This is a genomic window from Paraburkholderia caffeinilytica, from assembly GCF_003368325.1.
Taxonomy (GTDB): Bacteria; Pseudomonadota; Gammaproteobacteria; order Burkholderiales; family Burkholderiaceae; genus Paraburkholderia; species Paraburkholderia caffeinilytica.
In genome coordinates, this window is record NZ_CP031467.1 from 1,658,664 (window position 1) to 1,683,973 (window position 25,310).

Annotated in this window: 18 protein-coding genes, 2 tRNA genes and 3 rRNA genes; 14 read left to right on the forward strand and 9 right to left on the reverse strand. The window is 60.2% G+C overall.

What is annotated here, in order from left to right:
* Positions 1-91: 91 nt before the first annotated feature.
* Complete coding sequence (locus tag DSC91_RS23520) at positions 92-2,170, reverse strand: molybdopterin-containing oxidoreductase family protein (protein ID WP_115781106.1); 2,079 nt, start codon at positions 2,168-2,170, stop codon at positions 92-94.
* A 178-nt stretch (positions 2,171-2,348) separates the two neighbouring features.
* Between DSC91_RS23520 and DSC91_RS23525 the strand changes: the two genes are divergently transcribed.
* Complete coding sequence (locus tag DSC91_RS23525; protein WP_115781107.1) at positions 2,349-3,545, forward strand: M20 aminoacylase family protein; 1,197 nt, start codon at positions 2,349-2,351, stop codon at positions 3,543-3,545.
* Between the two features lie 468 nt (positions 3,546-4,013).
* On the opposite strand, the gene rrf is transcribed toward DSC91_RS23525, so the two are convergent.
* The 6 genes from rrf to DSC91_RS23555 all read right to left on the reverse strand — a co-directional run bounded on the left by rrf (position 4,014) and on the right by DSC91_RS23555 (position 10,624).
* Positions 4,014-4,126: ribosomal RNA gene (rrf, locus tag DSC91_RS23530) — 5S ribosomal RNA — on the reverse strand.
* Positions 4,127-4,333: 207 nt separating this feature from the next.
* Positions 4,334-7,212: ribosomal RNA gene (locus DSC91_RS23535) — 23S ribosomal RNA — on the reverse strand.
* A 325-nt stretch (positions 7,213-7,537) separates the two neighbouring features.
* Positions 7,538-7,613: transfer RNA gene (locus DSC91_RS23540), tRNA-Ala, on the reverse strand.
* A 67-nt stretch (positions 7,614-7,680) separates the two neighbouring features.
* Positions 7,681-7,757: transfer RNA gene (locus DSC91_RS23545), tRNA-Ile, on the reverse strand.
* Between the two features lie 77 nt (positions 7,758-7,834).
* Positions 7,835-9,365, reverse strand: a 16S ribosomal RNA gene (locus tag DSC91_RS23550).
* The 16S, 23S and 5S rRNA genes sit together here with 2 tRNA genes alongside, the layout of an rRNA operon.
* Positions 9,366-9,847: 482 nt before the next feature.
* Positions 9,848-10,624 (reverse strand): enoyl-CoA hydratase, encoded by a 777-nt coding sequence (locus tag DSC91_RS23555; RefSeq protein WP_115781108.1) that lies wholly within the window; start codon positions 10,622-10,624, stop codon positions 9,848-9,850.
* Between the two features lie 132 nt (positions 10,625-10,756).
* Between DSC91_RS23555 and paaN the strand changes: the two genes are divergently transcribed.
* From paaN to paaK, 5 genes are all read left to right on the forward strand, one after another.
* Entirely contained in the window at positions 10,757-12,457 is a 1,701-nt protein-coding gene (gene paaN / locus DSC91_RS23560; RefSeq protein ID WP_115781109.1) for a phenylacetic acid degradation protein PaaN, read from the forward strand.
* A 126-nt stretch (positions 12,458-12,583) separates the two neighbouring features.
* A complete protein-coding gene (gene pcaF, locus DSC91_RS23565; RefSeq protein ID WP_115781110.1) occupies positions 12,584-13,786 on the forward strand; it encodes a 3-oxoadipyl-CoA thiolase in 1,203 nt (400 codons plus the stop codon).
* Positions 13,787-13,835: 49 nt separating this feature from the next.
* Positions 13,836-14,627 (forward strand): 2-(1,2-epoxy-1,2-dihydrophenyl)acetyl-CoA isomerase PaaG, encoded by a 792-nt coding sequence (gene paaG, locus DSC91_RS23570; RefSeq protein ID WP_115781111.1) that lies wholly within the window; start codon positions 13,836-13,838, stop codon positions 14,625-14,627.
* Between the two features lie 13 nt (positions 14,628-14,640).
* On the forward strand, positions 14,641-15,108 hold the full coding sequence (gene paaI, locus DSC91_RS23575) for a hydroxyphenylacetyl-CoA thioesterase PaaI (RefSeq protein ID WP_115783459.1): 468 nt from the start codon (positions 14,641-14,643) through the stop codon (positions 15,106-15,108).
* A 144-nt stretch (positions 15,109-15,252) separates the two neighbouring features.
* The gene (paaK, locus tag DSC91_RS23580; protein ID WP_115781112.1) at positions 15,253-16,557 is read left to right on the forward strand and encodes a phenylacetate--CoA ligase PaaK; all 1,305 of its coding nucleotides are present in this window, start codon (positions 15,253-15,255) and stop codon (positions 16,555-16,557) included.
* Positions 16,558-16,673: 116 nt separating this feature from the next.
* Here paaK and mltA read toward each other — a convergent pair whose 3' ends face one another.
* Positions 16,674-17,798, reverse strand: a complete 1,125-nt coding sequence (gene mltA / locus DSC91_RS23585) for a murein transglycosylase A (RefSeq protein ID WP_115781113.1) — start codon at positions 17,796-17,798, stop codon at positions 16,674-16,676.
* On the opposite strand from mltA, the gene DSC91_RS38305 reads away from it, so the two are divergent.
* Positions 17,743-17,988: a hypothetical protein gene (locus DSC91_RS38305; protein ID WP_162831421.1), complete on the forward strand. Its 246-nt coding sequence runs from the start codon at positions 17,743-17,745 to the stop codon at positions 17,986-17,988. The two genes, mltA and DSC91_RS38305, sit on opposite strands and share 56 nt — an antisense overlap.
* Before the next feature lie 46 nt (positions 17,989-18,034).
* Here DSC91_RS38305 and apaG read toward each other — a convergent pair whose 3' ends face one another.
* Positions 18,035-18,409, reverse strand: a complete 375-nt coding sequence (gene apaG / locus DSC91_RS23595) for a Co2+/Mg2+ efflux protein ApaG (RefSeq protein WP_054036748.1) — start codon at positions 18,407-18,409, stop codon at positions 18,035-18,037.
* Between the two features lie 277 nt (positions 18,410-18,686).
* Here apaG and rpe point away from each other — a divergent pair, with 277 nt between their 5' ends.
* From rpe to DSC91_RS23630, 7 genes are all read left to right on the forward strand, one after another.
* Positions 18,687-19,370 (forward strand): ribulose-phosphate 3-epimerase, encoded by a 684-nt coding sequence (rpe, locus tag DSC91_RS23600; RefSeq protein WP_115781114.1) that lies wholly within the window; start codon positions 18,687-18,689, stop codon positions 19,368-19,370.
* Positions 19,371-19,396: 26 nt separating this feature from the next.
* Complete coding sequence (locus DSC91_RS23605) at positions 19,397-20,113, forward strand: phosphoglycolate phosphatase (protein WP_115781115.1); 717 nt, start codon at positions 19,397-19,399, stop codon at positions 20,111-20,113.
* Positions 20,114-20,482: 369 nt separating this feature from the next.
* Positions 20,483-21,976 carry an anthranilate synthase component I gene (gene trpE, locus DSC91_RS23610; RefSeq protein ID WP_115781116.1) on the forward strand — a complete coding sequence of 498 codons (1,494 nt, stop codon included), beginning with the start codon at positions 20,483-20,485 and terminating at the stop codon, positions 21,974-21,976.
* A 13-nt stretch (positions 21,977-21,989) separates the two neighbouring features.
* Positions 21,990-22,577 (forward strand): aminodeoxychorismate/anthranilate synthase component II, encoded by a 588-nt coding sequence (locus DSC91_RS23615; protein ID WP_115781117.1) that lies wholly within the window; start codon positions 21,990-21,992, stop codon positions 22,575-22,577.
* A 17-nt stretch (positions 22,578-22,594) separates the two neighbouring features.
* Positions 22,595-23,626 carry an anthranilate phosphoribosyltransferase gene (gene trpD, locus DSC91_RS23620; protein WP_115781118.1) on the forward strand — a complete coding sequence of 344 codons (1,032 nt, stop codon included), beginning with the start codon at positions 22,595-22,597 and terminating at the stop codon, positions 23,624-23,626.
* A gap of 18 nt (positions 23,627-23,644) precedes the next feature.
* The gene (trpC, locus tag DSC91_RS23625; protein WP_115781119.1) at positions 23,645-24,430 is read left to right on the forward strand and encodes an indole-3-glycerol phosphate synthase TrpC; all 786 of its coding nucleotides are present in this window, start codon (positions 23,645-23,647) and stop codon (positions 24,428-24,430) included.
* A 38-nt stretch (positions 24,431-24,468) separates the two neighbouring features.
* The gene (locus tag DSC91_RS23630; protein ID WP_115781120.1) at positions 24,469-25,095 is read left to right on the forward strand and encodes a CYTH domain-containing protein; all 627 of its coding nucleotides are present in this window, start codon (positions 24,469-24,471) and stop codon (positions 25,093-25,095) included.
* The last annotated feature ends 215 nt before the right edge of the window (positions 25,096-25,310 follow it).

The following is a 25,310-nucleotide window of genomic DNA, read 5'->3' on the forward strand; positions in this document are numbered from 1 at the left end:
GCATCCCGTTGCTATTCGCGAAAAGCGGCTAGGTTAGACTGCAGCCTCGAACCCGTTGCGGGCCGTTGCCACGGGATTTTTAAACCTGTTTTCAGGCACGTTCGACTTCGACGAGGCAGTCGTAGAACGTGGCCGAGCCGCCCAGATCGGTGAGCGCCTGGCTGGTGACCTGATTGGCGTTTCGGCCGTCAGGGGCGAGCTTCTTCCACCAGATCGACAGGCCGACTACGAGGCCTTTGCGTGTCTTGTCGGTGACACGGGCGCGCGCCTGCATCGCGCCGCGGTCGTTGAATATGCGCACCTGGTCACCGTTGGCGATGTTTCGCTGTTGCGCGTCGGCCGGGTGGATGTCCAGATGCGGCTCGCCCTCCGTTGAGCGCAGGCTTTCGATGTTCACAAAGGTGCTGTTCAGGAAGTTGCGGGCAGGCGGCGAGATCATCGCAAGCGGGTAACGAGCGGCGAGTTCGGGCGCACCGTCTTCGGACTCGTAAGGCGGCAGGTAGTCGGGCAACGGATCGAGTCCCTGCTGCGCGAGGCGCTCACTGAAGAACTCGCACTTGCCGGACGGCGTGCGAAAGCCACCCTCGGCGAATGGCGCGTCCGGCAGGTTCAGCGCTGCCCAGCCGGTTTTCTTTAACGAGTCCCAGTTGACGCCTTTGAGGGTCTTGTCGTTCCAGCGGAAAGCCGACTGTGCAATAGCATCGTCGCTCTCGTAAAGCGCCGGCTCCTGCAGGCCCATGTGACGCGCCAGGCCGCGAAAGATCTCCGTGTTGGGGCGTGCATCGCCGACCGGCGCGATCGCCGGCAGGTTGACCATCACGTGAGTGTGTCCGTACGACTTGTGCACGTCGAGGTGCTCCAACTGCGTTGTGGCAGGCAGAAGCAGATCGGCGTAGTCCGCGGTATCGGTCTGAAAGTGCTCGAGGACAATCGTGAACAGGTCTTCACGTGCAAAACCTGCGGCGACTCGTTCAGAGTCCGGCGCGACCGCCACCGGATTCGAGTTATAGACAATGATCGCCTCGACTTTCGGGCCGAACGCGACATCGCCGGGGTGCAGCAGCGCGTCGCCAATGGCGTTCATATTGATGACGCGCGAAGTCCGGGTGGGCCAGCCCGGCATCAGGTCCGGGCGCTGCAACGCGTGCGAATCCACCGGCGCCCACCCGCCCGAAGATAGCAGCACACCACCCGCTCGCTCGCGCCATGCACCTGTCAGCGAAGGTAAGCAGGCAATGGCGCGCACAGCGTTACCGCCGCCGCGCACCCGCTGCAAGCCATAGTTCATCCGGATCGCGGCCTTTTTCGTGCCGCCGTAAAGACGCGCGAGATCGACAATCGCCTGCTCGTCGACACCGCAAATTTGAGCAACACGTGACGGCGGATAGCTGAACGCACGCGCCTTGAGTTCGTCGAAACCCAGCGTATGAGCAGCGATGTAGGCGTGATCGAGCAGATTTTCTGCGATCAACACGTTGATCATGCCTAGCGCTAGAGCACCGTCGGTTCCGGGTCTCAGTGCAATGTGCTGGTGGCATTTTTCCGCCGTCAGCGACCGGTACGGATCGATCGCGATCAGTCGCGCACCGCGACGTTTGGCCTCCTGGGCACGTGTCCAGAAGTGCAGGTTCGACGCAATGGGATTCGAGCCCCAGATCAGGATGACCTCGCTCTCGGCGAAAAACTCGGTGAGCATGCCGAGGCTGGCGCCGTAGGTGTATTTCAGCCCCGCCGCACCGGCTGCTGCACAGATCGTGCGGTCTAACTGCGACGCTCCGAGTTTGTGAAAGAACCGCTGCGCGATGCTGTCGCCCTGAACCAGGCCCATTGTGCCGGCGTAGCTATACGGCACGATGGCTTCTGGCGCCCGGTTCGCTATCTCCGACAGGCGCGCTGCAGCCAGCTCGAGCGCCTCATCCCAGCTGATCGGCTCAAAACGGCCTTCGCCTTTGCGGCCGACGCGTTTCATCGGTGTCGTCAACCGGTGCGGATGGTGCACCCGCTCGGCATAGCGACTGACTTTGGTACACAGCGCGCCTTGAGTCGGCGGGTGATCGGGATCGCCGACGACCTTGATCGCCCTTCCGCCTTCGACGGTCACGCGCATCGCGCAAGTATCGGGGCAATCGTGCGGGCACACTGCGCGGGCGAATTCAGTCGGAGCATTCATTGGCGATCCGTCCAGGAGAGCGGCAAACGGTGGGGCAATCCCGAATTTTATTACGGCTGTTGGCCGGTGATCCGCCCGGTGCCGCCAAAAACGCCTTCGGCGTAGAATCGGTTATCAACGTGCCCGGGCGATACGGCCCCGAGCGACTCCACGCAAAGCAAAGCACAAGCGCACCATCATGAAACTGATCCCGGAAATTCAGGCCGCCCACGGCGAAATTCAGACCCTTCGACGAACAATTCATGCCCACCCTGAGTTGCGTTACGAAGAAACGGTAACAGCAGATCTGGTTGCGAGGACACTTGAGTCCTGGGGCATCGAAACTCATCGCGGGTTGGGCAAAACGGGCGTAGTCGGCGTACTGAAGCGCGGTAACGGATTGCGGTCGATCGGACTGCGCGCCGATATGGATGCGCTACCGATTCAGGAGCTGAACAGCTTCGACCATCGCTCGCAGAACGACGGCAAAATGCACGCGTGCGGTCATGACGGACATACCGCGATGCTGCTCGGCGCGGCGCGGCATCTGGTCAAGCATGGCGAATTTGACGGCACGATCGTGTTCATCTTCCAACCGGCAGAGGAAGGCGGTGCCGGCGCACAGGCTATGATCGACGACGGCCTGTTCACGAAGTTTCCAGTCGATGCGGTTTTCGGAATCCACAACTGGCCGGGCATGCCGGCGGGCAACTTTGGCGTGACCGAAGGTCCGATTATGGCGTCCAGCAACGAATTCCGCATTGAAATCAAAGGCGTGGGTTCGCATGCGGCACTGCCACACAACGGCCGCGACCCCGTCTTCACGGCGGTTCAGATCGCGAACGGGCTGCAGGGCATCATCACGCGGAACAAGAAGCCGCTCGATACCGCGGTACTGTCGATCACCCAGATTCATGCCGGCGACGCCCTCAATGTCGTCCCGGACGATGCGTGGATTGCAGGCACTGTGCGGACTTTTACCACTGAAACGCTCGATCTGATCGAAGCGCGCATGCGCAAGATCGCGAAGAGCACGGCCGAGGCTTACGACTGTTCGGTCGATATCCACTTTCATCGCAACTACCCGCCTACCATCAACAGTAGCGAGGAGGCCCGCTTCGCGGCTGAGGTCATGAAGGAAATCGTCGGCGCGGAAAATGTCGACGACGCGGTCGAACCGACAATGGGTGCCGAAGACTTTTCGTTCATGCTGCTCGCGAAACCGGGCTGTTATGCATTTCTCGGCAATGGCGACGGTGGGCACCGGGATTCAGGACATGGCGCGGGGCCTTGCATGCTGCATAACGCAAGCTATGACTTCAACGACGAGCTATTGCCAATCGGCTCGACATATTGGGTTCGACTTGCACAACGATTTCTGGCGCAAGAGACATAGGGCGGTTGGGTGTATGTGGAACGGCGATTTACGCATCGCCGCTTTGTAGATGCCATGCATATCGATGCGCGGCTTTATTGGGGAAGATGCCGTGCGGGTGAACCGCGACGGCGTGGACGTCGGACGTGCCTATCTGGAGCTGACGGGTTACGCGAACGCGCTGTGGATCGGGAAGGAGTGACGGTGGGAGAGCGGGTGCGTATCGGGCAGGGACACGCGGGGCGATGTGCCATCTCGGGTCATCCGGACGCAGTGCCGGTGTGAGCATGCGATCGCAGTCGTGATGGCATGGCCGGGGGGCAGCGCCCCGTTCTGCGTGCGCTTCCTGCGGGCTGTTTTTGTCGCGCTGTTTGCCGCGCCGTGTTTCTGCCGGGCTGTTTCTGCCGCACTGTTTCTGCCGCGCGGTTTCTGCCGCGTAAACGCAGAAACCCCACCGTTTCGGGGTGGGGTTTCTGCTGCTGCTGGGGAGCCTGACGATTACCTACTTTCACACGGGAATCCGCACTATCATCGGCGTGGAGTCGTTTCACGGTCCTGTTCGGGATGGGAAGGGGTGGGACCGACTCGCTATGGTCATCAGGCATGACTTGTTGCCGTACTGCCTTTGGGCAATACAGCCAATCTGGAAGAAGTAGTTTCTGGTGATGCTCACCAGAGGGAGTTGTGTTGTTCGAGGCACAACATCGATCTCTCAACCGTGTGTGGTCTGCATAAGACCCTGCGCGTGGCGCAGGGTGGGGCATCCATAAGTGCTGAAGCACTAACGGCTGCCGACACACACCTGTTATAGGATCAAGCCTTACGGGCAATTAGTATCAGTTAGCTTAACGCATTACTGCGCTTCCACACCTGACCTATCAACGTCCTGGTCTTGAACGACCCTTCAAGGGGCTCGAAGCCCCGGGGATATCTCATCTTAAGGCGAGTTTCCCGCTTAGATGCTTTCAGCGGTTATCTCTTCCGAACATAGCTACCCGGCGATGCCACTGGCGTGACAACCGGTACACCAGAGGTTCGTCCACTCCGGTCCTCTCGTACTAGGAGCAGCCCCCTTCAAATATCCAGCGCCCACGGCAGATAGGGACCAAACTGTCTCACGACGTTTTAAACCCAGCTCACGTACCTCTTTAAATGGCGAACAGCCATACCCTTGGGACCGGCTACAGCCCCAGGATGAGATGAGCCGACATCGAGGTGCCAAACACCGCCGTCGATATGAACTCTTGGGCGGTATCAGCCTGTTATCCCCAGAGTACCTTTTATCCGTTGAGCGATGGCCCTTCCATACAGAACCACCGGATCACTATGACCTGCTTTCGCACCTGCTCGACTTGTCGGTCTCGCAGTTAAGCACGCTTATGCCATTGCACTATCAGCACGATTTCCGACCGTACCTAGCGTACCTTCGTACTCCTCCGTTACACTTTGGGAGGAGACCGCCCCAGTCAAACTGCCTACCATGCACTGTCCCCGACCCGGATCACGGGCCAAGGTTAGAACCTCAAACAAACCAGGGTGGTATTTCAAGGACGGCTCCACGCAGACTGGCGTCCACGCTTCATAGCCTCCCACCTATCCTACACAGATCGGTTCAAAGTCCAATGCAAAGCTACAGTAAAGGTTCATGGGGTCTTTCCGTCTAGCCGCGGGGAGATTGCATCATCACAAACACTTCAACTTCGCTGAGTCTCGGGAGGAGACAGTGTGGCCATCGTTACGCCATTCGTGCAGGTCGGAACTTACCCGACAAGGAATTTCGCTACCTTAGGACCGTTATAGTTACGGCCGCCGTTTACCGGGACTTCAATCAAGAGCTTGCACCCCATCATTTAATCTTCCGGCACCGGGCAGGCGTCACACCCTATACGTCCACTTTCGTGTTTGCAGAGTGCTGTGTTTTTATTAAACAGTCGCAGCCACCAGTTTATTGCAACCCCTTCACCCTCCTGGCGCAGGCCAGTCAGGCTACAGGGGCGTACCTTATCCCGAAGTTACGGTACCAATTTGCCGAGTTCCTTCTCCCGAGTTCTCTCAAGCGCCTTAGAATACTCATCTCGCCCACCTGTGTCGGTTTGCGGTACGGTCCTGTTAAACTGAAGCTTAGAGGCTTTTCTTGGAACCACTTCCGATTGCTTCGTCGCCTAAGCGACTGGCCTCGCACCCTTGAATTCCGCGCCCGGATTTGCCTGAGCGCCTTCTCCAATGCAAGGACCGGGACTTCCAACACCCGGACAACCTTCCGCGATCCGTCCCCCCATCGCATTTAACAATGGTGCAGGAATATTAACCTGCTTCCCATCAGCTACGCATTTCTGCCTCGCCTTAGGGGCCGACTCACCCTACGCCGATGAACGTTGCGTAGGAAACCTTGGGCTTACGGCGAGGGGGCCTTTCACCCCCTTTATCGCTACTCATGTCAGCATTCGCACTTCCGATACCTCCAGCACACTTTCCAGTGCACCTTCGCAGGCTTACGGAACGCTCTCCTACCATGCACATTACTGTGCATCCGCAGCTTCGGTATATGGCTTAGCCCCGTTACATCTTCCGCGCAGGACGACTCGATCAGTGAGCTATTACGCTTTCTTTAAAGGATGGCTGCTTCTAAGCCAACCTCCTGACTGTTTTAGCCTTCCCACTTCGTTTCCCACTTAGCCATATTTGGGGACCTTAGCTGGCGGTCTGGGTTGTTTCCCTCTTGACACCGGACGTTAGCACCCGATGTCTGTCTCCCGTGATTGCACTCTTCGGTATTCGGAGTTTGCTATGGCGTAGTAATCCGCAATGGACCCCACAACCATGACAGTGCTCTACCCCCGAAGGTGATACACGAGGCACTACCTAAATAGTTTTCGGAGAGAACCAGCTATTTCCAGGTTTGTTTAGCCTTTCACCCCTATCCACAGCTCATCCCCTAACTTTTCAACGTTAGTGGGTTCGGACCTCCAGTACGTGTTACCGCACCTTCATCCTGGCCATGGATAGATCACCTGGTTTCGGGTCTACACCCAGCGACTGAACGCCCTGTTCGGACTCGCTTTCGCTACGCCTGCCCTAATCGGTTAAGCTTGCCACTGAATGTAAGTCGCTGACCCATTATACAAAAGGTACGCCGTCACCCCTTGCGAGGCTCCGACTGTTTGTATGCATGCGGTTTCAGGATCTGTTTCACTCCCCTCCCGGGGTTCTTTTCGCCTTTCCCTCACGGTACTGGTTCACTATCGGTCGATCACGAGTATTTAGCCTTGGAGGATGGTCCCCCCATCTTCAGACAGGATTTCACGTGTCCCGCCCTACTTGTCGTACACCCAGTTCTTTCATAATGTTTTCGCCTACAGGGCTATCACCTGCTATGGCCGCACTTTCCAGAGCGTTCGGCTAACACTACAAATAAAGAGTACAGGCTGGTCCCATTTCGCTCGCCACTACTCTGGGAATCTCGGTTGATTTCTTTTCCTGCGGTTACTTAGATGTTTCAGTTCACCGCGTTCGCTTCACGTAGCCTATGTATTCAGCTACGGATGACCCATACGGGCCGGGTTTCCCCATTCGGATATCGGTGGATCAAAGCTCGTTTGCCAGCTCCCCACCGCTTTTCGCAGGCTACCGCGTCCTTCATCGCCTGTGATCGCCAAGGCATCCACCACATGCACTTGTTCGCTTGACCCTATAACGGGTGTGTCTCTGCATCATTCTCTGGGAATGATGCGTTCGCCACCACCGCTACAGGTTGAGTATTCGTGTTGCGCCGTATTCCAAAGCAATCTTTCGATCACCTTTTCATACATTGATACAATCACAACCCTGATTCACCTACTCGAATACCCATCTCTAAGTATCCTTTCGTGAATCTCTTTACTACTTCTTCCTGATTGTTAAAGAACGACAGCCGATATCGCAGTTGCTATAACCGCGTATCACTCTGACTGGCTCAATCGCCAATGCAAAACCCTCTGCTTTTTTACTTCAGCAGAACGCTGCGCATTGAAGATTGGTGGAGGATGACGGGATCGAACCGACGACCCCCTGCTTGCAAAGCAGGTGCTCTCCCAGCTGAGCTAATCCCCCAGTCATGCACAGACCATCATCACACTTCGGGGTTCATCGACCAGCGCAGCCATCGCAGACAAGACAATGGTGGGTCTGGATGGATTCGAACCATCGACCCCCGCCTTATCAAGACGGTGCTCTAACCGACTGAGCTACAGACCCCTCAGTCTGTCTGACTTACTGTCTGATTTCACAGCCGATAAGCGTGAGCGCTCAACGCATTGACACGTTAGCTCGAGAAAGGAGGTGATCCAGCCGCACCTTCCGATACGGCTACCTTGTTACGACTTCACCCCAGTCATGAATCCTACCGTGGTGACCGTCCTCCTTGCGGTTAGACTAGCCACTTCTGGTAAAACCCACTCCCATGGTGTGACGGGCGGTGTGTACAAGACCCGGGAACGTATTCACCGCGGCATGCTGATCCGCGATTACTAGCGATTCCAGCTTCACGCACCCGAGTTGCAGAGTGCGATCCGGACTACGATCGGTTTTCTGGGATTGGCTCCACCTCGCGGCTTGGCGACCCTCTGTTCCGACCATTGTATGACGTGTGAAGCCCTACCCATAAGGGCCATGAGGACTTGACGTCATCCCCACCTTCCTCCGGTTTGTCACCGGCAGTCTCCCTAGAGTGCTCTTGCGTAGCAACTAGGGACAAGGGTTGCGCTCGTTGCGGGACTTAACCCAACATCTCACGACACGAGCTGACGACAGCCATGCAGCACCTGTGTTATGGCTCCCTTTCGGGCACTCCCACCTCTCAGCAGGATTCCATACATGTCAAGGGTAGGTAAGGTTTTTCGCGTTGCATCGAATTAATCCACATCATCCACCGCTTGTGCGGGTCCCCGTCAATTCCTTTGAGTTTTAATCTTGCGACCGTACTCCCCAGGCGGTCAACTTCACGCGTTAGCTACGTTACCAAGCCAATGAAGGCCCGACAACTAGTTGACATCGTTTAGGGCGTGGACTACCAGGGTATCTAATCCTGTTTGCTCCCCACGCTTTCGTGCATGAGCGTCAGTATTGGCCCAGGGGGCTGCCTTCGCCATCGGTATTCCTCCACATCTCTACGCATTTCACTGCTACACGTGGAATTCTACCCCCCTCTGCCATACTCTAGCCCGCCAGTCACAAATGCAGTTCCCAGGTTAAGCCCGGGGATTTCACATCTGTCTTAGCGGACCGCCTGCGCACGCTTTACGCCCAGTAATTCCGATTAACGCTTGCACCCTACGTATTACCGCGGCTGCTGGCACGTAGTTAGCCGGTGCTTATTCTTCCGGTACCGTCATCCCCCCACCATATTAGGGCGGAGGTTTTCTTTCCGGACAAAAGTGCTTTACAACCCGAAGGCCTTCTTCACACACGCGGCATTGCTGGATCAGGGTTGCCCCCATTGTCCAAAATTCCCCACTGCTGCCTCCCGTAGGAGTCTGGGCCGTGTCTCAGTCCCAGTGTGGCTGGTCGTCCTCTCAGACCAGCTACAGATCGTCGCCTTGGTAGGCCTTTACCCCACCAACTAGCTAATCTGCCATCGGCCGCCCCTGTAGCGGGAGGTCCTAAGATCCCCCCCTTTCCTCCGTAGAGCGTATGCGGTATTAATCCGGCTTTCGCCGGGCTATCCCCCACTACAGGACACGTTCCGATGTATTACTCACCCGTTCGCCACTCGCCACCAGACCGAAGTCCGTGCTGCCGTTCGACTTGCATGTGTAAGGCATGCCGCCAGCGTTCAATCTGAGCCAGGATCAAACTCTTCAGTTCAAACCTGTTACTGTTTTTCGGTCTCTTCCGAGACCGGTCGCTCACTCAACGTACTGACGAATGATTAATCTGTCTCTCGACAGAAAAACCTTCCTTTCATTACTGTGTGAGACTTGATACTTTCGCTTTGCGCCAGACCCCGAAGGGCCCGGCTCGCGTCGCGCATCAAGCGCCCACACTTATCGGCTGTTAGTTTTTAAAGATCAATTACGCATCCACCACCAAAACCGCACCGGGTCGCATCCTTCACCTCCCGGCACCGCTTCGTTCTGCGTCGCTGCATCAGCAGCAGAGAAACGAGATTATGGAGAACTTTCACTACGCCGTCAACAGGTTTTTCCAACTTTCCCAACCCGCTCACTTCGCGCAAAGCCTTGCCACTGCTGGCTCTCCCGCTTCCCGCACCCCGCTGTCCGGAGCACGAAAGAGCGAGATTCTAGCGAGCCGCACGGCCCCTTGCAAGCGTTATTTTGACAAGCGTATTAACGATGCTTGAAAACCGGTTTGCGCTTCTCGACGAACGCGGCCATCCCCTCCTTCTGATCTTCCGTAGCGAAGAGCGAATGGAAGAGGCGACGCTCGAAATGCACGCCCTCTGCAAGCGTCGTTTCGTATGCGCGATTAACCGATTCCTTGACCATCATCACCGCAGGCAACGGGAATTCAGCGATGGTTGCGGCGGCCGCCACCGCCTCGTCAAGCAGCGAAGCCGCTGGAATCACCCGCGAAACCAATCCGGCGCGCTCGGCCTCAGCAGCATCCATGAAGCGGGCGGTCAGGCAAAGGTCCATCGCTTTCGCCTTGGAGACTGCGCGCGGGAGCCGTTGCGTGCCGCCCGCACCCGGCATGATGCCCAGCTTGATTTCCGGCTGACCGAACTTCGCAGTATCGGCGGCGAAAATGATGTCGCACATCATGGCTAACTCGCAGCCACCGCCAAGCGCGAATCCCGCCACCGCAGCAATGATCGGCTTGCGAATCGAGCGCACCGTTTCCCAGTTGCGGGTGATGTAGTCGCCCTTGTAGACGTCCATATAGGAATAGGTCGCCATCATGCCGATGTCGGCGCCGGCGGCAAACGCCTTCTCGCTGCCGGTCACCACGATCGCACCAATCGCGTCGTCGGTATCGAACTCCCGTAGCGCTACACCCAGTTCGTCCATCAACGCGTCGTTCAGTGCGTTCAACGCCTTCGGGCGATTCAATGTGACCAAACCGACCCGTCCACGCGTCTCAACCAGAATGTTCTCGTAAGCCATGTCGCCTCCTAATGGTTAATGGCGCGCAAAAAACGCTTCGCGCGGCCGTCTCAGTAATGCTACCATTCACCAACCAACCGGTCGGTCAATTATTCGACAGGCTTTTCCCAACACACAGCCAAGCCCTCTGCCATGACACATCCGCTATTCACCAAGCACGAAGACACGCTGCAAAAGGCACTCACCGCGGTTGAAACGCGCGGCTACTGGAGCCCGTTCGTCGAGATGCCCAGCCCGAAAGTGTACGGGGAAACAGCTAACGCGGACGGCGAAGCCGCATTCAAAGCGCATCTGAACAAAGCGTTTGAACTGGATCAGCCGTCGACCGGCGAAACGGTCGGCGCCGAAGTCTCGCCGTTCGGGTTTCCGCTCGGCATACGCTATCCGAAGGCCAATCCCGACTCGCTGATCTCCGCAGCCGCCGCCGCACAACGTGGCTGGCGCGCGGCCGGTCCTCAGGCATGGATCGGCGTATGTCTCGAAATTCTCGCGCGCGTTAATCGCGCCAGCTTCGAAATCGGCTACAGCGTGATGCACACAACGGGTCAGGCATTCATGATGGCCTTCCAGGCGGGCGGCCCGCACGCACAAGACCGTGCGCTCGAAGCGGTCGTATACGCGTGGGACCAGCTACGCAGTATTCCCGCCGACGCCCACTGGGAAAAGCCACAAGGCAAAAATCCGCCGCTCGCCATGCACAAGCGCTACACCGTCGTGCCGCGCGGCACCGGTCTGGTGCTCGGCTGCTGCACCTTTCCGACATGGAATGGCTACCCAGGCCTCTTCGCCGATCTGGCCACAGGCAACACCGTCATCGTCAAGCCACATCCGGGCGCGATTCTGCCGCTCGCGCTAACCGTACGCATTGCGCGTGATGTGCTGCGCGAGGCCGGATTCGATCCGAATGTCGTCACGTTGCTAGCCACGGAACCGAACGACGGCGCGCTCGTCCAGAGTCTGGCACTGCGCCCTGAAATCAAGCTAATCGACTTCACAGGCAGCACGCAAAACGGCACGTGGCTCGAACGCCATGCGCATCAAGCGCAGGTCTACACCGAAAAAGCCGGCGTCAACCAGATCGTGATCGACTCGGCTGACGACATCAAAGCCACCGCTCGCAATATTGCCTTCTCGCTCGCGCTGTACTCGGGCCAGATGTGCACCGCCCCGCAAAACATCTATGTACCGCGCAACGGCATCCGCACCGCTGAAGGCACGCTCAGTTTCGACGAAGTCGCCCAGACTATCGCCGGCGCAGTACAAAAACTGGTTGCGGACCCTGCGCGCGCAGTCGAACTACTCGGCGCGATCCAGAACGAAGGCGTAACGCAACGTATCGACGAAGCGGCCAAGCTTGGCCACGTTCTAGTAGAAAGCCAATCGCTCGAACATCCGGCTTTTGCCGGCGCTCGCGTGCGCACACCGCTCGTGCTCCAGCTGGACGCCGCCACCGATCACGCCCAGTTCACCAAAGAGTGGTTCGGCCCGATCTCGTTCGTGATCGCGACGGACTCGACAGCGCAGTCGCTCGACCTTGCCGGCGCAATTGCCGCTGAGCACGGCGCGCTGACGCTGTCGGTCTACAGTACAGATGAAGCCGTGCTCGAAGAGGCGCACGAAGCATCGATCCGCGGCGGCGTAGCACTCTCAATCAATTTGACGGGCGGCGTTTTCGTCAATCAGTCGGCCGCCTTCTCGGACTTCCATGGCACGGGCGCAAACCCGGCGGCAAATGCCGCGCTGGCCGACGCAGCCTTTGTCGCGAACCGCTTCCGCGTCGTTCAAAGTCGCGTTCATGTTGAACCGAAAGCGGCACCGGCGGTACCTGGCTGATTGGCATAAGACAAGAGCACGGCGTTCGTCCTATGCCGTCTGGCCGAATGGACCGGGCTGTGCGCCCCAACTAACGTGAGACATCGGATCGGCATGTCCCGCCGATCCGTCCACGCAGGAACCCACATGAACGACGCCTTCATTTGCGACGCGATTCGCACTCCAATCGGCCGTTACGGCGGCGCCCTGAAAGATGTCCGCGCGGATGACCTGGGTGCGGTGCCGATCAAGGCACTGATCGAGCGCAATCCGGGAGTCGACTGGCGGGCAATCGACGACGTGATCTACGGTTGCGCCAATCAGGCGGGTGACGACAACCGCAACGTCGCGCGTATGTCCGCATTGCTGGCCGGCCTGCCCACTGATGCCCCCGGTGCAACCATCAACCGCCTGTGCGGATCGGGCATGGACGCGGTCGGCACCGCTGCTCGCGCCATCAAGGCGGGCGAAACGCGGTTGATGATCGCCGGTGGCGTCGAAAGCATGACACGCGCGCCGTTCGTGATGGGCAAGGCCACTAGTGCGTTCTCGCGGCAGGCCGACATTTACGACACGACCATCGGCTGGCGCTTCATCAATCCGCTGATGAAACGCCAATATGGCGTCGACTCGATGCCGGAGACCGCGGAAAACGTGGCCGTCGAGTTCGGCATAAGCCGCGCGGATCAGGACGCCTTTGCTCTGGCGAGTCAGCGGAAGGCGGCTCGCGCGCAGCGTGACGGCACGCTCGCTCAGGAAATCGTCGCCGTCGAAATAGCGCAGAAGAAGGGCGACCCCGTCCGCGTGACGCTCGACGAGCATCCGCGCGAGACGTCGCTCGAAAGCCTGGGCAAGCTCAAGGGCGTGGTCCGTCCCGACGGTAGCGTAACGGCCGGCAATGCATCCGGCGTGAACGACGGCGCGTGCGCAATGCTGCTCGCAAATCAGGAAGCTGCCGAGCAATACGGGCTGCGTCGCCGCGCACGTGTCGTGGGCATGGCGACGGCGGGTGTCGAGCCGCGCATCATGGGCATCGGCCCGGCACCGGCCACGCAAAAGCTGCTGAAGCAACTGAACATGACGCTCGACCAATTCGACGTGATCGAGTTGAACGAAGCGTTCGCGTCGCAAGGGCTGGCGGTTTTGCGCACACTCGGTCTGCGCGATGACGATCCGCGTGTCAATCCGAACGGCGGAGCGATTGCGCTTGGCCATCCGCTCGGCGCATCCGGCGCGCGTTTGATCACCACGGCGCTTTACCAGCTAGAACGAATCAACGGCCGATTTGCGCTTTGCACGATGTGCATCGGCGTGGGTCAAGGCATCGCGTTGGCGATCGAGCGGGTCTGAAACAACGCCACCGCACCCACCGGTCAAAGAGACTTTGAGGAGACACCCAATGTCATATGAAGCGATTCGCGTCGACCTGGACGCATCGAGCCGCGTAGCGACCATCACACTGAACCGCCCGGACAAGCTCAACAGCTTTACGCGCGCGATGCACCTGGAATTGAGCTCAGCACTCGGCGAGGTCGAAGCGTCCGGCGCTCGTGCGCTCGTGCTGACCGGTGCTGGCCGCGGCTTCTGCGCCGGACAGGATCTCGCGGATCTCGACTTCACGCCGGGCGCGATGACCGATCTGGGCGAACTGATCGACGCACATTTCAATCCGCTGATTCGCCGCCTTCAAGCACTGCCATTGCCCGTGATCGCTGCGGTCAACGGCACGGCCGCCGGCGCCGGCGCCAATCTGGCGCTGGCTTGCGATCTCGTGCTTGCCGCGCGTTCTGCCAGCTTCATTCAGGCATTCGTGAAAATCGGCCTCGTGCCGGATTCGGGTGGCACCTGGTTTCTGCCGCAGCGCGTCGGCATGGCGCGCGCCTTGGGTCTTGCCATTACAGGCGACAAACTGAGCGCGGAGAAAGCCGAGAGTTGGGGGCTGATCTGGCAAACGGTCGATGACACCGAGCTAGCCACCACGGCAAGCAAACTCGCGGCACAACTGGCGCAGCAACCCACGCGCGCCATCGCCGCGATCAAGCAGGCGATGCGCGCCGGTGCGACACAAACACTGGATCAGCAGCTCGATCTCGAACGCAACCTGCAACGCGAGCTCGGTGCTTCGCGCGACTACGCGGAAGGCGTGCAAGCATTCGTGGAAAAACGCGCGCCGCGCTTCGAGGGTCGCTGATATGTCCACACAAATGTCCGCGCAACCAGACCACCCCGCCCAGATGACACCTGACGAACTCGCTCGCGCAACCGCGGCCGCCATGTATGAAAACGACGCGTGCAGCCAGGCGCTCGGCCTCGAAATCGTAGAAGTGCGCCCAGGGTACGCGCGCCTGCGCATGGCCGTGCGCGACGACTTCCTGAACGGCCATCAGATCTGCCACGGCGGTCTGATCTTCACGCTCGCTGATTCGACGTTCGCTTTCGCTTGCAACACATACAACGTCAACACCGTTGCAGCGGGCTGCTCGATCGAGTTCCTGCGGCCTGTGCGAGGCGGCGACGTGTTGACGGCTGAAGCGGTCGAACAGACGCTGAGCGGCCGCACCGGTATTTACGATATTCGCGTCACGAATCGCGCAGAAGAGACCGTTGCGATGTTTCGCGGCAAATCCGCGCAGATCAAAGGCACCCTGATTCCCACGGGTACGGGTGATTGAATAACAGATTGAACCGCCGAGCCACGCCCCGTTCGCGCCACGTTGGCCGTGCCCATACAGATTAGATAGCAGCGAGTCCCAGGTTTTTGCGCGCAAGCGCACCGCACCCCAGACCCAAGCATTGAGGCAGCAAGGAGACATTCGATGACCACCGCCCTCCCGCTCGATCCCATCGAGACAGCCAGCCGCGACGAACTTGCCGCGCTCCAACTCGAGCGGCTCAAATGGTCGCTGAACCACGCTTATGAAAATTCGCCGGTGTATCGGCAAAAATTCGATGAAGCCGGCGTTCACCCGAGCGAAGTGAAAACTCTTTCGGACCTGGCACGCTTCCCCTTCACCACCAAGAAGGATCTGCGCGACAGCTACCCGTTCGGCATGTTCGCGGTACCGCAGGAACAGATCTCGCGGATCCACGCGTCGTCAGGAACGACGGGCAAGCCCACAGTTGTTGGCTACACGGCCCGCGATATAGACACATGGGCGAATCTCGTCGCACGTTCGATCCGCGCCGCGGGTGCAAAACGCGGCGACAAGGTTCACGTGAGCTACGGCTACGGCCTGTTCACAGGCGGCCTGGGCGCACACTATGGCGCCGAACGCGCGGGGCTGACGGTGATTCCGTTCGGCGGCGGCCAGACTGAAAAGCAGGTGCAACTGATTCAGGACTTCCGGCCTGACATCATCATGGTGACGCCGAGCTATATGTTGTCGATCGCCGACGAGCTCGAACGGCAAGGCATCGATCCGGCGAATTGTTCGCTACGTCTCGGCATCTTCGGCGCGGAACCGTGGACCAACGACATGCGCCAGGCAATCGAAAAGCGCATGGGCATCGATGCTGTGGATATCTACGGTTTGTCTGAAGTGATGGGACCTGGCGTCGCGTCAGAATGCGTCGAGACCAAAGACGGCCCGACCATTTGGGAAGACCATTTCTACCCCGAGATCATCGATCCTGAAACCGGCGAAGTGCTGCCCGACGGCGAGCTCGGCGAGCTGGTATTCACGTCGTTGACGAAGGAAGCGCTGCCGATCATCCGCTACCGAACGCGCGACCTGACCCGCCTCCTGCCGGGCAGCGCGCGCACCATGCGCCGGATGGAAAAGATCACAGGCCGTTCGGACGATATGATGATCGTGCGCGGCGTCAACGTGTTCCCGACGCAAATCGAAGAATTGCTACTCAAGCAACACGCCCTCGCGCCGCACTATCAAATCGTGCTGACGAAGGAAGGGCCGCTCGACGTATTGACGTTGAACGTCGAGCCCTGCCCGGAATCAGCGCCGGATACTGCAGCGTTGACCACGGCAAAACAGGCGTTGACCTACGACATCAAGGCGCTGATTGGCGTTAGCGCGATCGTGAACGTGCTGGGTGTGAACGGCATCGAGCGTTCTGTAGGCAAGGCACGGCGCGTGGTGGACAAACGGAAGTCGGGGCTTTAAGCGGAAGCGCCGAAGGTTGATGCTTGATAACGGAGCTGATCAGTGTCAGCGCCGTTATCAAACCAGAAGCCAGAAACCAGCGATCGGGAAAACCCCGCCGCCACTCCGCCAACCCCTCACGAATTCGGCAACAACAACCACATCCGGCCGCCCTGCTTCATCTTGCCGGCCAGATCGCCGGCATCGTCGCCGAGGCCCCAGAAGTAGTCCGCGCGTACGCCGCCTTTGATCGCGGAGCCTGTGTCCTGCGCAAAGACGAGACGATTCATCGGCGAGTTCGTCAACGGACGCGTGGTCTGCAGGAACACCGGCGTACCCAGCGGAATCGAAGTCGGATCCACCGCGATCGAGCGCTCCGGCGTCAGCGGCACGCCCAACGCACCGATCGGACCGTCCGCCCCGCCGCTCGGCACACTCTCGGCAGAGGGCATCTCGCGGAAGAATACAAAGCGCGGATTCGTATCGAGCAATGCGTCGACCCGCGTCGGGTTCGCGCGCGCCCATGCCTTGATACCCTGCATGGTCGCCTGCGCCGGCGTCAGTTCACCACGATCGAGCAGCCACCGCCCAATCGACTTGTACGGTTGATTGTTCGTCCCGCCAAATCCGACCCGCATCACGCTGCCGTCTTCCATCACGACGCGCCCGGAGCCCTGCACTTGCAGGAAGAACGCTTCGATCGGATCGTCGACCCACACGAGTTCATTGCCGTTGAGCACGCCCGCACGCTCGAGTTGCGCACGCGCCGGCAGCGGCGCACCCGCGCGATAACCGGATGGCCAGCGGTACAGCGCCGTCTGATATACGCCATGCCGCGTGCGCGAACCGCGCAGCAACGGCTCGTAGTAACCGGTGACGAGACCATCGAGCGTGCCGTCGTTATTGGCTAACTGGAACGGCGTGAAGTACGCCTCGAAAAACGCCCGCGCGCTGGTGACGTCCAGATCGTCGATCTGCGAGGCCGCCGCGCATGCGCGAGCCCAGTTCGGTTGACGCGCAAGTCTCAGGCAGTTTTGCCGCAACGCTGCCGTCGCGCCGATCAGCGAATCGTCCTGCCACCCTGGCACCTGCTGCCAGGCCACGGCGGTGAGCCGCGTCGCGGCGATTTGCCCAGGTATGATTGCGGCACCCGTGGGCGGCGAAACCGAAGGCCGGACTGCGCCGCCGCCGCCGCAGGATGCCAGCATGACCGCAACCGAAAGCGCGCCGAGCCATGCTCCGGCCGCGCGGACAAAACGCATACAATGTTCGTTCTTGATGGAAACCGCCATGTCTGATCTGTTCGACGAATACCCGATGCTCATCTTCGCGCTGGAATCGCTCCTCGCGCTCTTCCTGCTCGTCTTTATCGTTGTCTGGACGTCGTCCGGCAAGAAAAAGGCCGCGCGCGCCGCCACCCATGAACAGCAAGAGCAGCAAAACTCCCGGTAAAGCTGCGCTATAAAGCTTTTTAGAGACCTCGAGCCGCGCCCTCGGTTCAATGCAAAGTGCGCGGCATCCGCAGAATGAACTCGGGCACGGGTGCGTCGAAACGCTCGCCGTCCTCCGCTACGCAGAAATAGTCGCCGCGCATGGTCCCGACGGGTGTCGCGATCACCGCCCAACTCGTATATTCGAAGTGTTCGCCCGGCTTGAGCAGCGGCTGATGCCCGACCACGCCCAACCCTTTCACTTCCTGCACATTGTTTTCGCTGTCGGTGATCACCCAATGACGCGCGATCAACTGCGCAGGCACCTGACCGCTATTACGGATGGTCAGCGTGTACGCAAACGCATACTGGCGGCGCTCCGGGTCCGACTCTTCGGGCAGAAACTGCACCTGCGCCGAGACGCTGAATTCATACTGGCTCATCCTGATTCCGGTCTGATGAAACGGGGTGTGAAAAATCGCGGGAAGCCCCGAACGCCAATGGTTTGCGGGCACATTGGCGAAGCGGCGCTTATGGTTTGGCATTCTGCTTGATGCGCGGCACGCCCGCAACCGGACAAATCCCTCTGGCCAAGGGCCGCTAAGGCGTTTTGTCACTGTTGCCGCGTGCTTTCGGCGCAGGCCTCAAACCGCCCGCAAGCCGGTTCCGGGACGCACAAAACGGTAAAATAGCGTTTTCCCGCATGTATCCGCCCCCACCATGACGCAATTCCGCATCGCCCCCAGCATTCTGTCCGCCGATTTCGCCCGCCTCGGCGAAGAAGTCCGCAACGTTGTCGCCGCCGGCGCCGACTGGATTCACTTCGACGTGATGGACAACCATTACGTGCCGAACCTGACGATCGGCCCGCTCGTCTGCGAGGCGATCCGCCCGCACGTGGACGTGCCGATCGACGTGCATCTGATGGTGCGTCCGGTCGACCGCATCGTGCCGGACTTCGCCAAGGCCGGTGCGAACCTGATCAGCTTCCACCCGGAAGGCTCGGACCATATCGACCGCACGCTGTCGCTGATTCGCGACCACGGTTGCAAGGCCGGTCTCGTGTTCAACCCGGCCACCTCGCTGAGCTATCTGGACTACGTGATGGACAAGGTCGACCTGGTGCTGATCATGTCGGTGAATCCTGGCTTCGGCGGTCAATCGTTCATTCCCGAAGCGCTCGTTAAATTGCGCGAAGCGCGCAAGCGGATCGACGCCTACAAGGAAAAGACCGGCCGCGAGATCCATCTCGAAGTGGACGGCGGCGTCAAGGTCGACAACATCGCCGAGATCGCGGCGGCTGGCGCGGATACGTTCGTGGCAGGCTCGGCGATCTTCGGCGCGCCGGATCACAAGGTGGTGATCGACAAGATGCGCGCCGCGCTCGCCAACATCCAACACTGAAGCCCCGCACCCACCCCGCACGCAATATGACGACTCCGTTCCCTGCTCCGACCTTCACCGGCCCGCGCCTGCAAGCCGCGATCATCGACCTCGACGGCACGATGATCGATACCGCAGACGATTTCACCGCCGGCCTGAACGGCATGCTTGCGCAACTCGACGCGACGGAAACCTCGCGCGAGGAAGTGGTCGGCTACATCGGTAAGGGTTCGGAGAATCTGATTCGCCGCGTGCTGGCCGAGCGCTTCGAAACGGACCACGCACAGGACCGTTTCGACGAAGCGCTCGCGATCTATCAGGAGGAGTACGCCAAGATCAACGGTGTGCACACGCGGCTGTACCCCGAGGTCGAAGCCGGTCTCAGCGCGATGCGCGACGCCGGCCTCAAACTCGCCTGCGTCACCAACAAGCCCCACCGTTTCGCGGTCGAATTGCTGGAGCAATATGGGCTCAGCCAGTATTTCAGCGTCGTGCTCGGCGGCGACAGCCTGCCGAAAAAGAAGCCAGATCCGCTGCCGATGCTCACCGCCGCCGCGGAGCTAGGCGTTGCGCCACAAGCCACGGTCGCCATCGGCGACTCGGAAAACGATGCGCTGGCAGGCCGCGCGGCGGGTATGGCAACGCTGACGCTGCCGTACGGCTACAACCACGGCCGAGCTATACAAGAAATAAAATCCGATGGTATAGTTGCCTCGCTGCTCGATGCCGCCAAGGCTATCGCAGCGCACCATTCCACGACCTGAAAAGTCCCTCATCCTCATGTTTCTGAATAAAAAACGGAGTCTGATTAGCATCGACCGGGGAGCCTGGCCCTGGCGTCGCTGGTCGCGCTAACCTCGCTTGAGGTACGCTGAAGCTCGTCTTCGGCAACCGTTTTTTACTTCGCTGCGCTCACGCGTTTTTTCCATCACCTTGTTTCGCTGCACCGGTTGATTCGGCCTTCGTGTACCCGCAAAGTACAGCTGCGCGCTGAACCCCTTGCATGCGTCGATGGGAAACTCGCGCCGGTCGGTATCATCGTATCGAAACGTCGAACGAACGCCTGACCGGGCGCGCCGCGCCCCGCTTTGTCCGACGCATAGTGCCGTCTGACGTACGTACAGGATCGGAACATGACCGAACTCGAATTCCAGTCCCTCGCCAACGAGGGTTTCAATCGCATCCCGCTGATCGCCGAAGCGCTCGCCGACCTCGAAACGCCACTCTCGCTGTACCTGAAGCTGGCTCAGCCCGAGCGCAACGGCGCCAACTCGTTCCTGCTGGAATCGGTGGTGGGCGGCGAACGCTTTGGCCGCTATTCGTTCATCGGACTGCCGGCGCGCACGCTGCTGCGCACCCGCAACGGCGTGTCTGAAGTCGTACGGGACGGCCAGGTCGTCGAAACGCACGAGGGCGATCCGCTCGAATTCATCCAGCAATTCCAGGGCCGCTTCAAAGTGGCGCAACGCCCCGGTCTGCCGCGTTTCGCGGGCGGCCTTGCGGGCTACTTCGGCTATGACGCGGTGCGCTACATCGAGAAAAAGCTCGCGCACACCGCACCGAACGACGATCTGAACCTGCCGGACATTCAGTTGCTGCTCACGGAAGAAGTCGCGGTGATCGACAACCTCGCGGGCAAGCTGTACCTCGTGGTGTACTCGGACCCAACGCAGCCCGAGGCGTACACGAAAGCGAGGCAGCGTCTGCGTGAATTGCGTCAGCGCTTGCGCACGACCGTGCAGCCGCCGGTCACCTCGGCCAGCGTGCGCACCGAGACCTACCGCGAATTCGCGAAAGACGATTATCTGGCCGCCGTGCGCAAGGCGAAGGAATACATTGCCGCCGGCGAGCTGATGCAAGTGCAGGTCGGCCAGCGCCTGACCAAGCCTTACCGCGACAACCCGCTGTCGCTATACCGTGCGCTGCGCTCGCTGAATCCGTCGCCGTACATGTACTACTACAACTTCGGCGACTTCCACGTGGTCGGGGCGTCGCCGGAAATCCTGGTGCGCCAGGAAAAGCGCGGCGAGGACCGCATCGTGACGATCCGGCCGCTCGCCGGCACACGTCCGCGCGGCAATACGCCGGAACGCGACGCAGAACTCGCCACGGAACTGCTGAACGATCCGAAGGAAATCGCCGAACACGTCATGCTGATCGACCTCGCGCGTAACGACGTGGGCCGCATCGCCCAGATCGGCTCGGTGGTCGTCACCGACAAGATGGTGATCGAAAAGTACTCGCACGTGCAGCACATCGTGAGCTCGGTCGAAGGCAAGCTGAAGCCCGGCACCACCAATTTCGACGTGCTGCGCGCCACCTTCCCGGCCGGCACGCTGTCCGGCGCGCCGAAGGTGCGCGCGATGGAACTGATCGACGAACTGGAGCCCGTGAAGCGCGGCCTCTACGGCGGCGCCGTCGGCTATCTGTCGTTCACCGGCGAAATGGATCTGGCCATCACGATCCGCACCGGCGTGATCGCAAACGGCAATCTGTATGTGCAGGCGGCAGCGGGCGTAGTCGCGGATTCGGTGCCGGAATCCGAATGGCAAGAGACCGAGAACAAGGCGCGCGCCGTGCTGCGCGCCGCCGAGCAGGTTCAAGACGGCCTCGATAGCGACTTCTGACCGGAGACACACCATGCTGCTAATGATCGACAACTACGACTCGTTCACCTACAACCTGGTGCAGTACTTCGGCGAACTCGGCGAAGACGTGCGCACCTATCGGAACGACGAAATCACGCTGGCCGAAATTGCGAAGCTCAACCCGGAGCGCATTTGCCTCTCGCCCGGTCCGAGCAACCCGCAACACGCCGGCATCACGCTCGACGTGCTGCGCGAATTCGCCGGCAAGACGCCGATTCTGGGCGTATGCCTCGGCCATCAGGCGATCGGCGAAGCGTTCGGCGGCCGTGTGGTGCGCGCGCAAACCATCATGCACGGCAAGGTGAGCACGATCGAAACCGACTGCAAAGGCGTCTTTGCCGACCTGCCGAAGCATTTCGTCGTGACCCGCTACCACTCGCTCGCGATCGAACGCGAATCGCTGCCTGACTGCCTCGAAGTGTCCGCATGGACCGAAGACGGCGAAATCATGGGCGTGCGTCACAAGGAACTGGCCGTTGAAGGCGTGCAGTTCCATCCGGAATCGATCCTGTCCGAACACGGCCACGCGCTGCTCGAAAACTTCGTGAAGCAGTCAAAGTCCGCTCACCGCACCGCTTGATAAAGAGAGACGAAATCATGTCGATTACGCCCCAGGAAGCGCTGCAACGCACGATCGAGCACCGCGAGATTTTTCACGACGAAATGCTGCATCTGATGCGGCTCATCATGCGCGGCGAACTCTCGCCCGTGATGTCGGCGGCGATCATCACCGGTTTGCGCGTCAAAAAAGAGACCATCGGCGAAATCACCGCTGCCGCCACGGTGATGCGTGAATTTGCCCGGCACGTCGACGTACCGGACAACTCGAACTTCGTCGATATCGTCGGCACCGGCGGCGACGGTTCGCAGACGTTCAACATTTCCACGGCAACCATGTTCGTGTCGGCGGCTGCAGGTGCGAAGGTCGCGAAGCACGGCGGTCGCGGCGTGTCGAGCAAATCTGGCAGCGCCGACGTGCTGGAAGCGCTCGGTGTGAATATCGATCTGCAGCCGGAACAGGTGGCGGCCTCGATTGCGGAAACCGGCATGGGCTTCATGTTCGCGCCGAACCATCATCCGGCGATGAAAAACATCGCGCCGGTGCGCCGCGAACTCGGCGTGCGGACGATCTTCAACATCCTCGGGCCGCTGACCAATCCGGCCGGCGCGCCGAATCAGCTGATGGGCGTGTTCCACGGCGACCTTGTCGGCATTCAGGTGCGCGTGATGCAGCGCCTCGGCGCGAAGCACGTGCTGGTGGTGTACGGCATGGACGGCATGGACGAGGTCTCGCTCGGCGCGGCCACGCAAGTCGGCGAGTTGCGCGACGGCGAGGTGCACGAATACGAAATCCATCCGGAAGACTTCGGCATGCAGATGGTGTCGAACCGCACGCTGAAAGTGGCGGACGCCACCGAATCCAAGCTGATGCTGCTCGAAGCGCTCGACAACAAGCCGGGGGTCGCGCGTGAAATCGTCACGCTGAACGCGGGCACAGCGCTCTATTCGGCGAATGTGGCGACGTCGATTGCGGACGGCATCCAGTTGGCGCGCGAAGCGATCGCGAGCGGCAAGGCACGGGCGAAGGTCGACGAGCTGATCCGCTTCACCCAGCAATTCAAGCAGTAACTACGTAGCGAGACACTCATGAGCGACATCCTCGACCGTATCATCGCGGTCAAACGCGAAGAAGTCCGCGTAGCTGAACAGAGCGCGCCGCTCGAAGAACTGCGCCTCGAAGCATCCTCGCGCGACATCCGCGATTTCGTCGGTGCATTGCGCGCGAAACACGCGGCCGGTCTGGCCGCGGTGATCTCCGAAGTGAAGAAGGCGAGCCCGTCGAAAGGCGTGCTGCGCGAAAACTTCGTCCCCGCCGAGATTGCGCGTTCGTATGAAAAACACGGCGCAGCCTGCTTGTCCGTGCTCACCGACGTGCAATTCTTCCAGGGCAGCGTCGCGTATCTCGAGGAGGCACGCGCCGCCTGCAATCTGCCGGTGCTGCGCAAAGACTTCATCGTCGATCCGTATCAGATCGTCGAAGCCCGCGCGATGGGTGCCGACGCGATCCTGCTGATCGCGGCCGCGCTCGAAACCTCGCAGATGCAGGACCTCGAAGCGCTCGCGCATTCGCTGGGCCTCGCGGTGCTGGTCGAAGTGCATGACCACAATGAACTGATGGAATCGCTGAAGTTGAAGACGCCGCTGATCGGCATCAACAACCGCAATCTGCGCACCTTCGAAACGTCGATCGAGACGACCATCGGCATGCTCGAATCGATTCCGGACGACCGCATCGTGGTCACGGAATCGGGCATTCTGTCGCGCCTGGATGTCGACCGTCTGCGGGCAATGGACGTGCATACGTTCCTCGTCGGCGAGGCGTTCATGCGCGCGGAAGAGCCGGGTGTGGAACTTGCGCGGATGTTTTTCTAAGCGCGTTTCAACATTCAGCGGACGCTGCGGAGCACACAATGGCGATGGAACGTGAAATCAAGCTGGCGCTGCCGGCGAGCCAGGTGAAAGCGGCGACGCGGTGGTTCGTCGCGCGCACCGGCGACGAGGGTCGCCCGATCGAATTGGCGAATATCTACTTCGACACGCCCAAGCTTGCATTGGCTACGTCGAAAAGCGCGCTGCGGTTGCGGCATACGCCCGACGGCTGGCTGCAAACGTTCAAGACGGTGGGCAACGCGAAGGACGGGCTGCATAGCCGGCACGAATGGGAAATGCCGGTGGCCGGCGAAAAGCTGGAAATCGATGCATTGCTGCGCCAATGCGACGAGCCCACCGCCGCTGAAGCCCTGCGTCGGGCGGCGCCCGAACTGATCGAACTGTTCCGCACGAATTTCACGCGCACGCTGTGGGAAGTCTCGCTGGGCGGCTCGGAAGTCGAAGCCGCGATCGACCAGGGCGACGTTATCGCCGAGGTGAACGGCGAGACGCGCCGCGCGCCGATCTCCGAAGTCGAACTCGAACTGAAGTCGGGCGACGAAGCGGCGCTCAACACGCTCGCGACAGAACTCGGCAAACAGGTGGCCGGCCTCGCGCCGGACAACATCAGCAAGGCGCAGCGCGGGTATCAGTTGCGGGCGGCTTAAGACCTCGGCGTGTGTGATCAAGGCCGGGCGCGTCTTCGGTTCGGTGTGGTCGTCCTGCCGTGATCGTTTTGCCGTGATCGTCCCGAAGTATTGCTTCCAACGTGTTCTTTTCAGCATTTGACCCACGCGCCGAAGCCCTGCCTCGCGCTACGCCTCAGCGCGCCGGCGCACGCCGGCAAGGTACACAACGCCCGCACGGCATTCACACCTTGAGC

Bases quoted from the DNA above. Each gene is read 5' to 3' on its own strand.
- pcaF (WP_115781110.1), top strand. From the start codon at position 12,584: ATGAACGACGCCTTCATTTGCGACGCGATTCGCACTCCAATCGGCCGT.
- paaG (WP_115781111.1), top strand. From the start codon at position 13,836: ATGTCATATGAAGCGATTCGCGTCGACCTGGACGCATCGAGCCGCGTA.
- trpC (WP_115781119.1), top strand. From the start codon at position 23,645: ATGAGCGACATCCTCGACCGTATCATCGCGGTCAAACGCGAAGAAGTC.
- DSC91_RS23630 (WP_115781120.1), top strand. From the start codon at position 24,469: ATGGCGATGGAACGTGAAATCAAGCTGGCGCTGCCGGCGAGCCAGGTG.
- DSC91_RS38305 (WP_162831421.1), top strand. From the start codon at position 17,743: ATGACCGCAACCGAAAGCGCGCCGAGCCATGCTCCGGCCGCGCGGACA.
- DSC91_RS23525 (WP_115781107.1), top strand. From the start codon at position 2,349: ATGAAACTGATCCCGGAAATTCAGGCCGCCCACGGCGAAATTCAGACC.
- DSC91_RS23555 (WP_115781108.1), bottom strand. From the start codon at position 10,624: ATGGCTTACGAGAACATTCTGGTTGAGACGCGTGGACGGGTCGGTTTG.
- apaG (WP_054036748.1), bottom strand. From the start codon at position 18,409: ATGAGCCAGTATGAATTCAGCGTCTCGGCGCAGGTGCAGTTTCTGCCC.
- DSC91_RS23605 (WP_115781115.1), top strand. From the start codon at position 19,397: ATGACGACTCCGTTCCCTGCTCCGACCTTCACCGGCCCGCGCCTGCAA.
- trpD (WP_115781118.1), top strand. From the start codon at position 22,595: ATGTCGATTACGCCCCAGGAAGCGCTGCAACGCACGATCGAGCACCGC.
- paaN (WP_115781109.1), top strand. From the start codon at position 10,757: ATGACACATCCGCTATTCACCAAGCACGAAGACACGCTGCAAAAGGCA.
- DSC91_RS23520 (WP_115781106.1), bottom strand. From the start codon at position 2,170: ATGAATGCTCCGACTGAATTCGCCCGCGCAGTGTGCCCGCACGATTGC.
- trpE (WP_115781116.1), top strand. From the start codon at position 20,483: ATGACCGAACTCGAATTCCAGTCCCTCGCCAACGAGGGTTTCAATCGC.
- DSC91_RS23615 (WP_115781117.1), top strand. From the start codon at position 21,990: ATGCTGCTAATGATCGACAACTACGACTCGTTCACCTACAACCTGGTG.
- rpe (WP_115781114.1), top strand. From the start codon at position 18,687: ATGACGCAATTCCGCATCGCCCCCAGCATTCTGTCCGCCGATTTCGCC.
- paaI (WP_115783459.1), top strand. From the start codon at position 14,641: ATGTCCGCGCAACCAGACCACCCCGCCCAGATGACACCTGACGAACTC.
- mltA (WP_115781113.1), bottom strand. From the start codon at position 17,798: ATGCGTTTTGTCCGCGCGGCCGGAGCATGGCTCGGCGCGCTTTCGGTT.
- paaK (WP_115781112.1), top strand. From the start codon at position 15,253: ATGACCACCGCCCTCCCGCTCGATCCCATCGAGACAGCCAGCCGCGAC.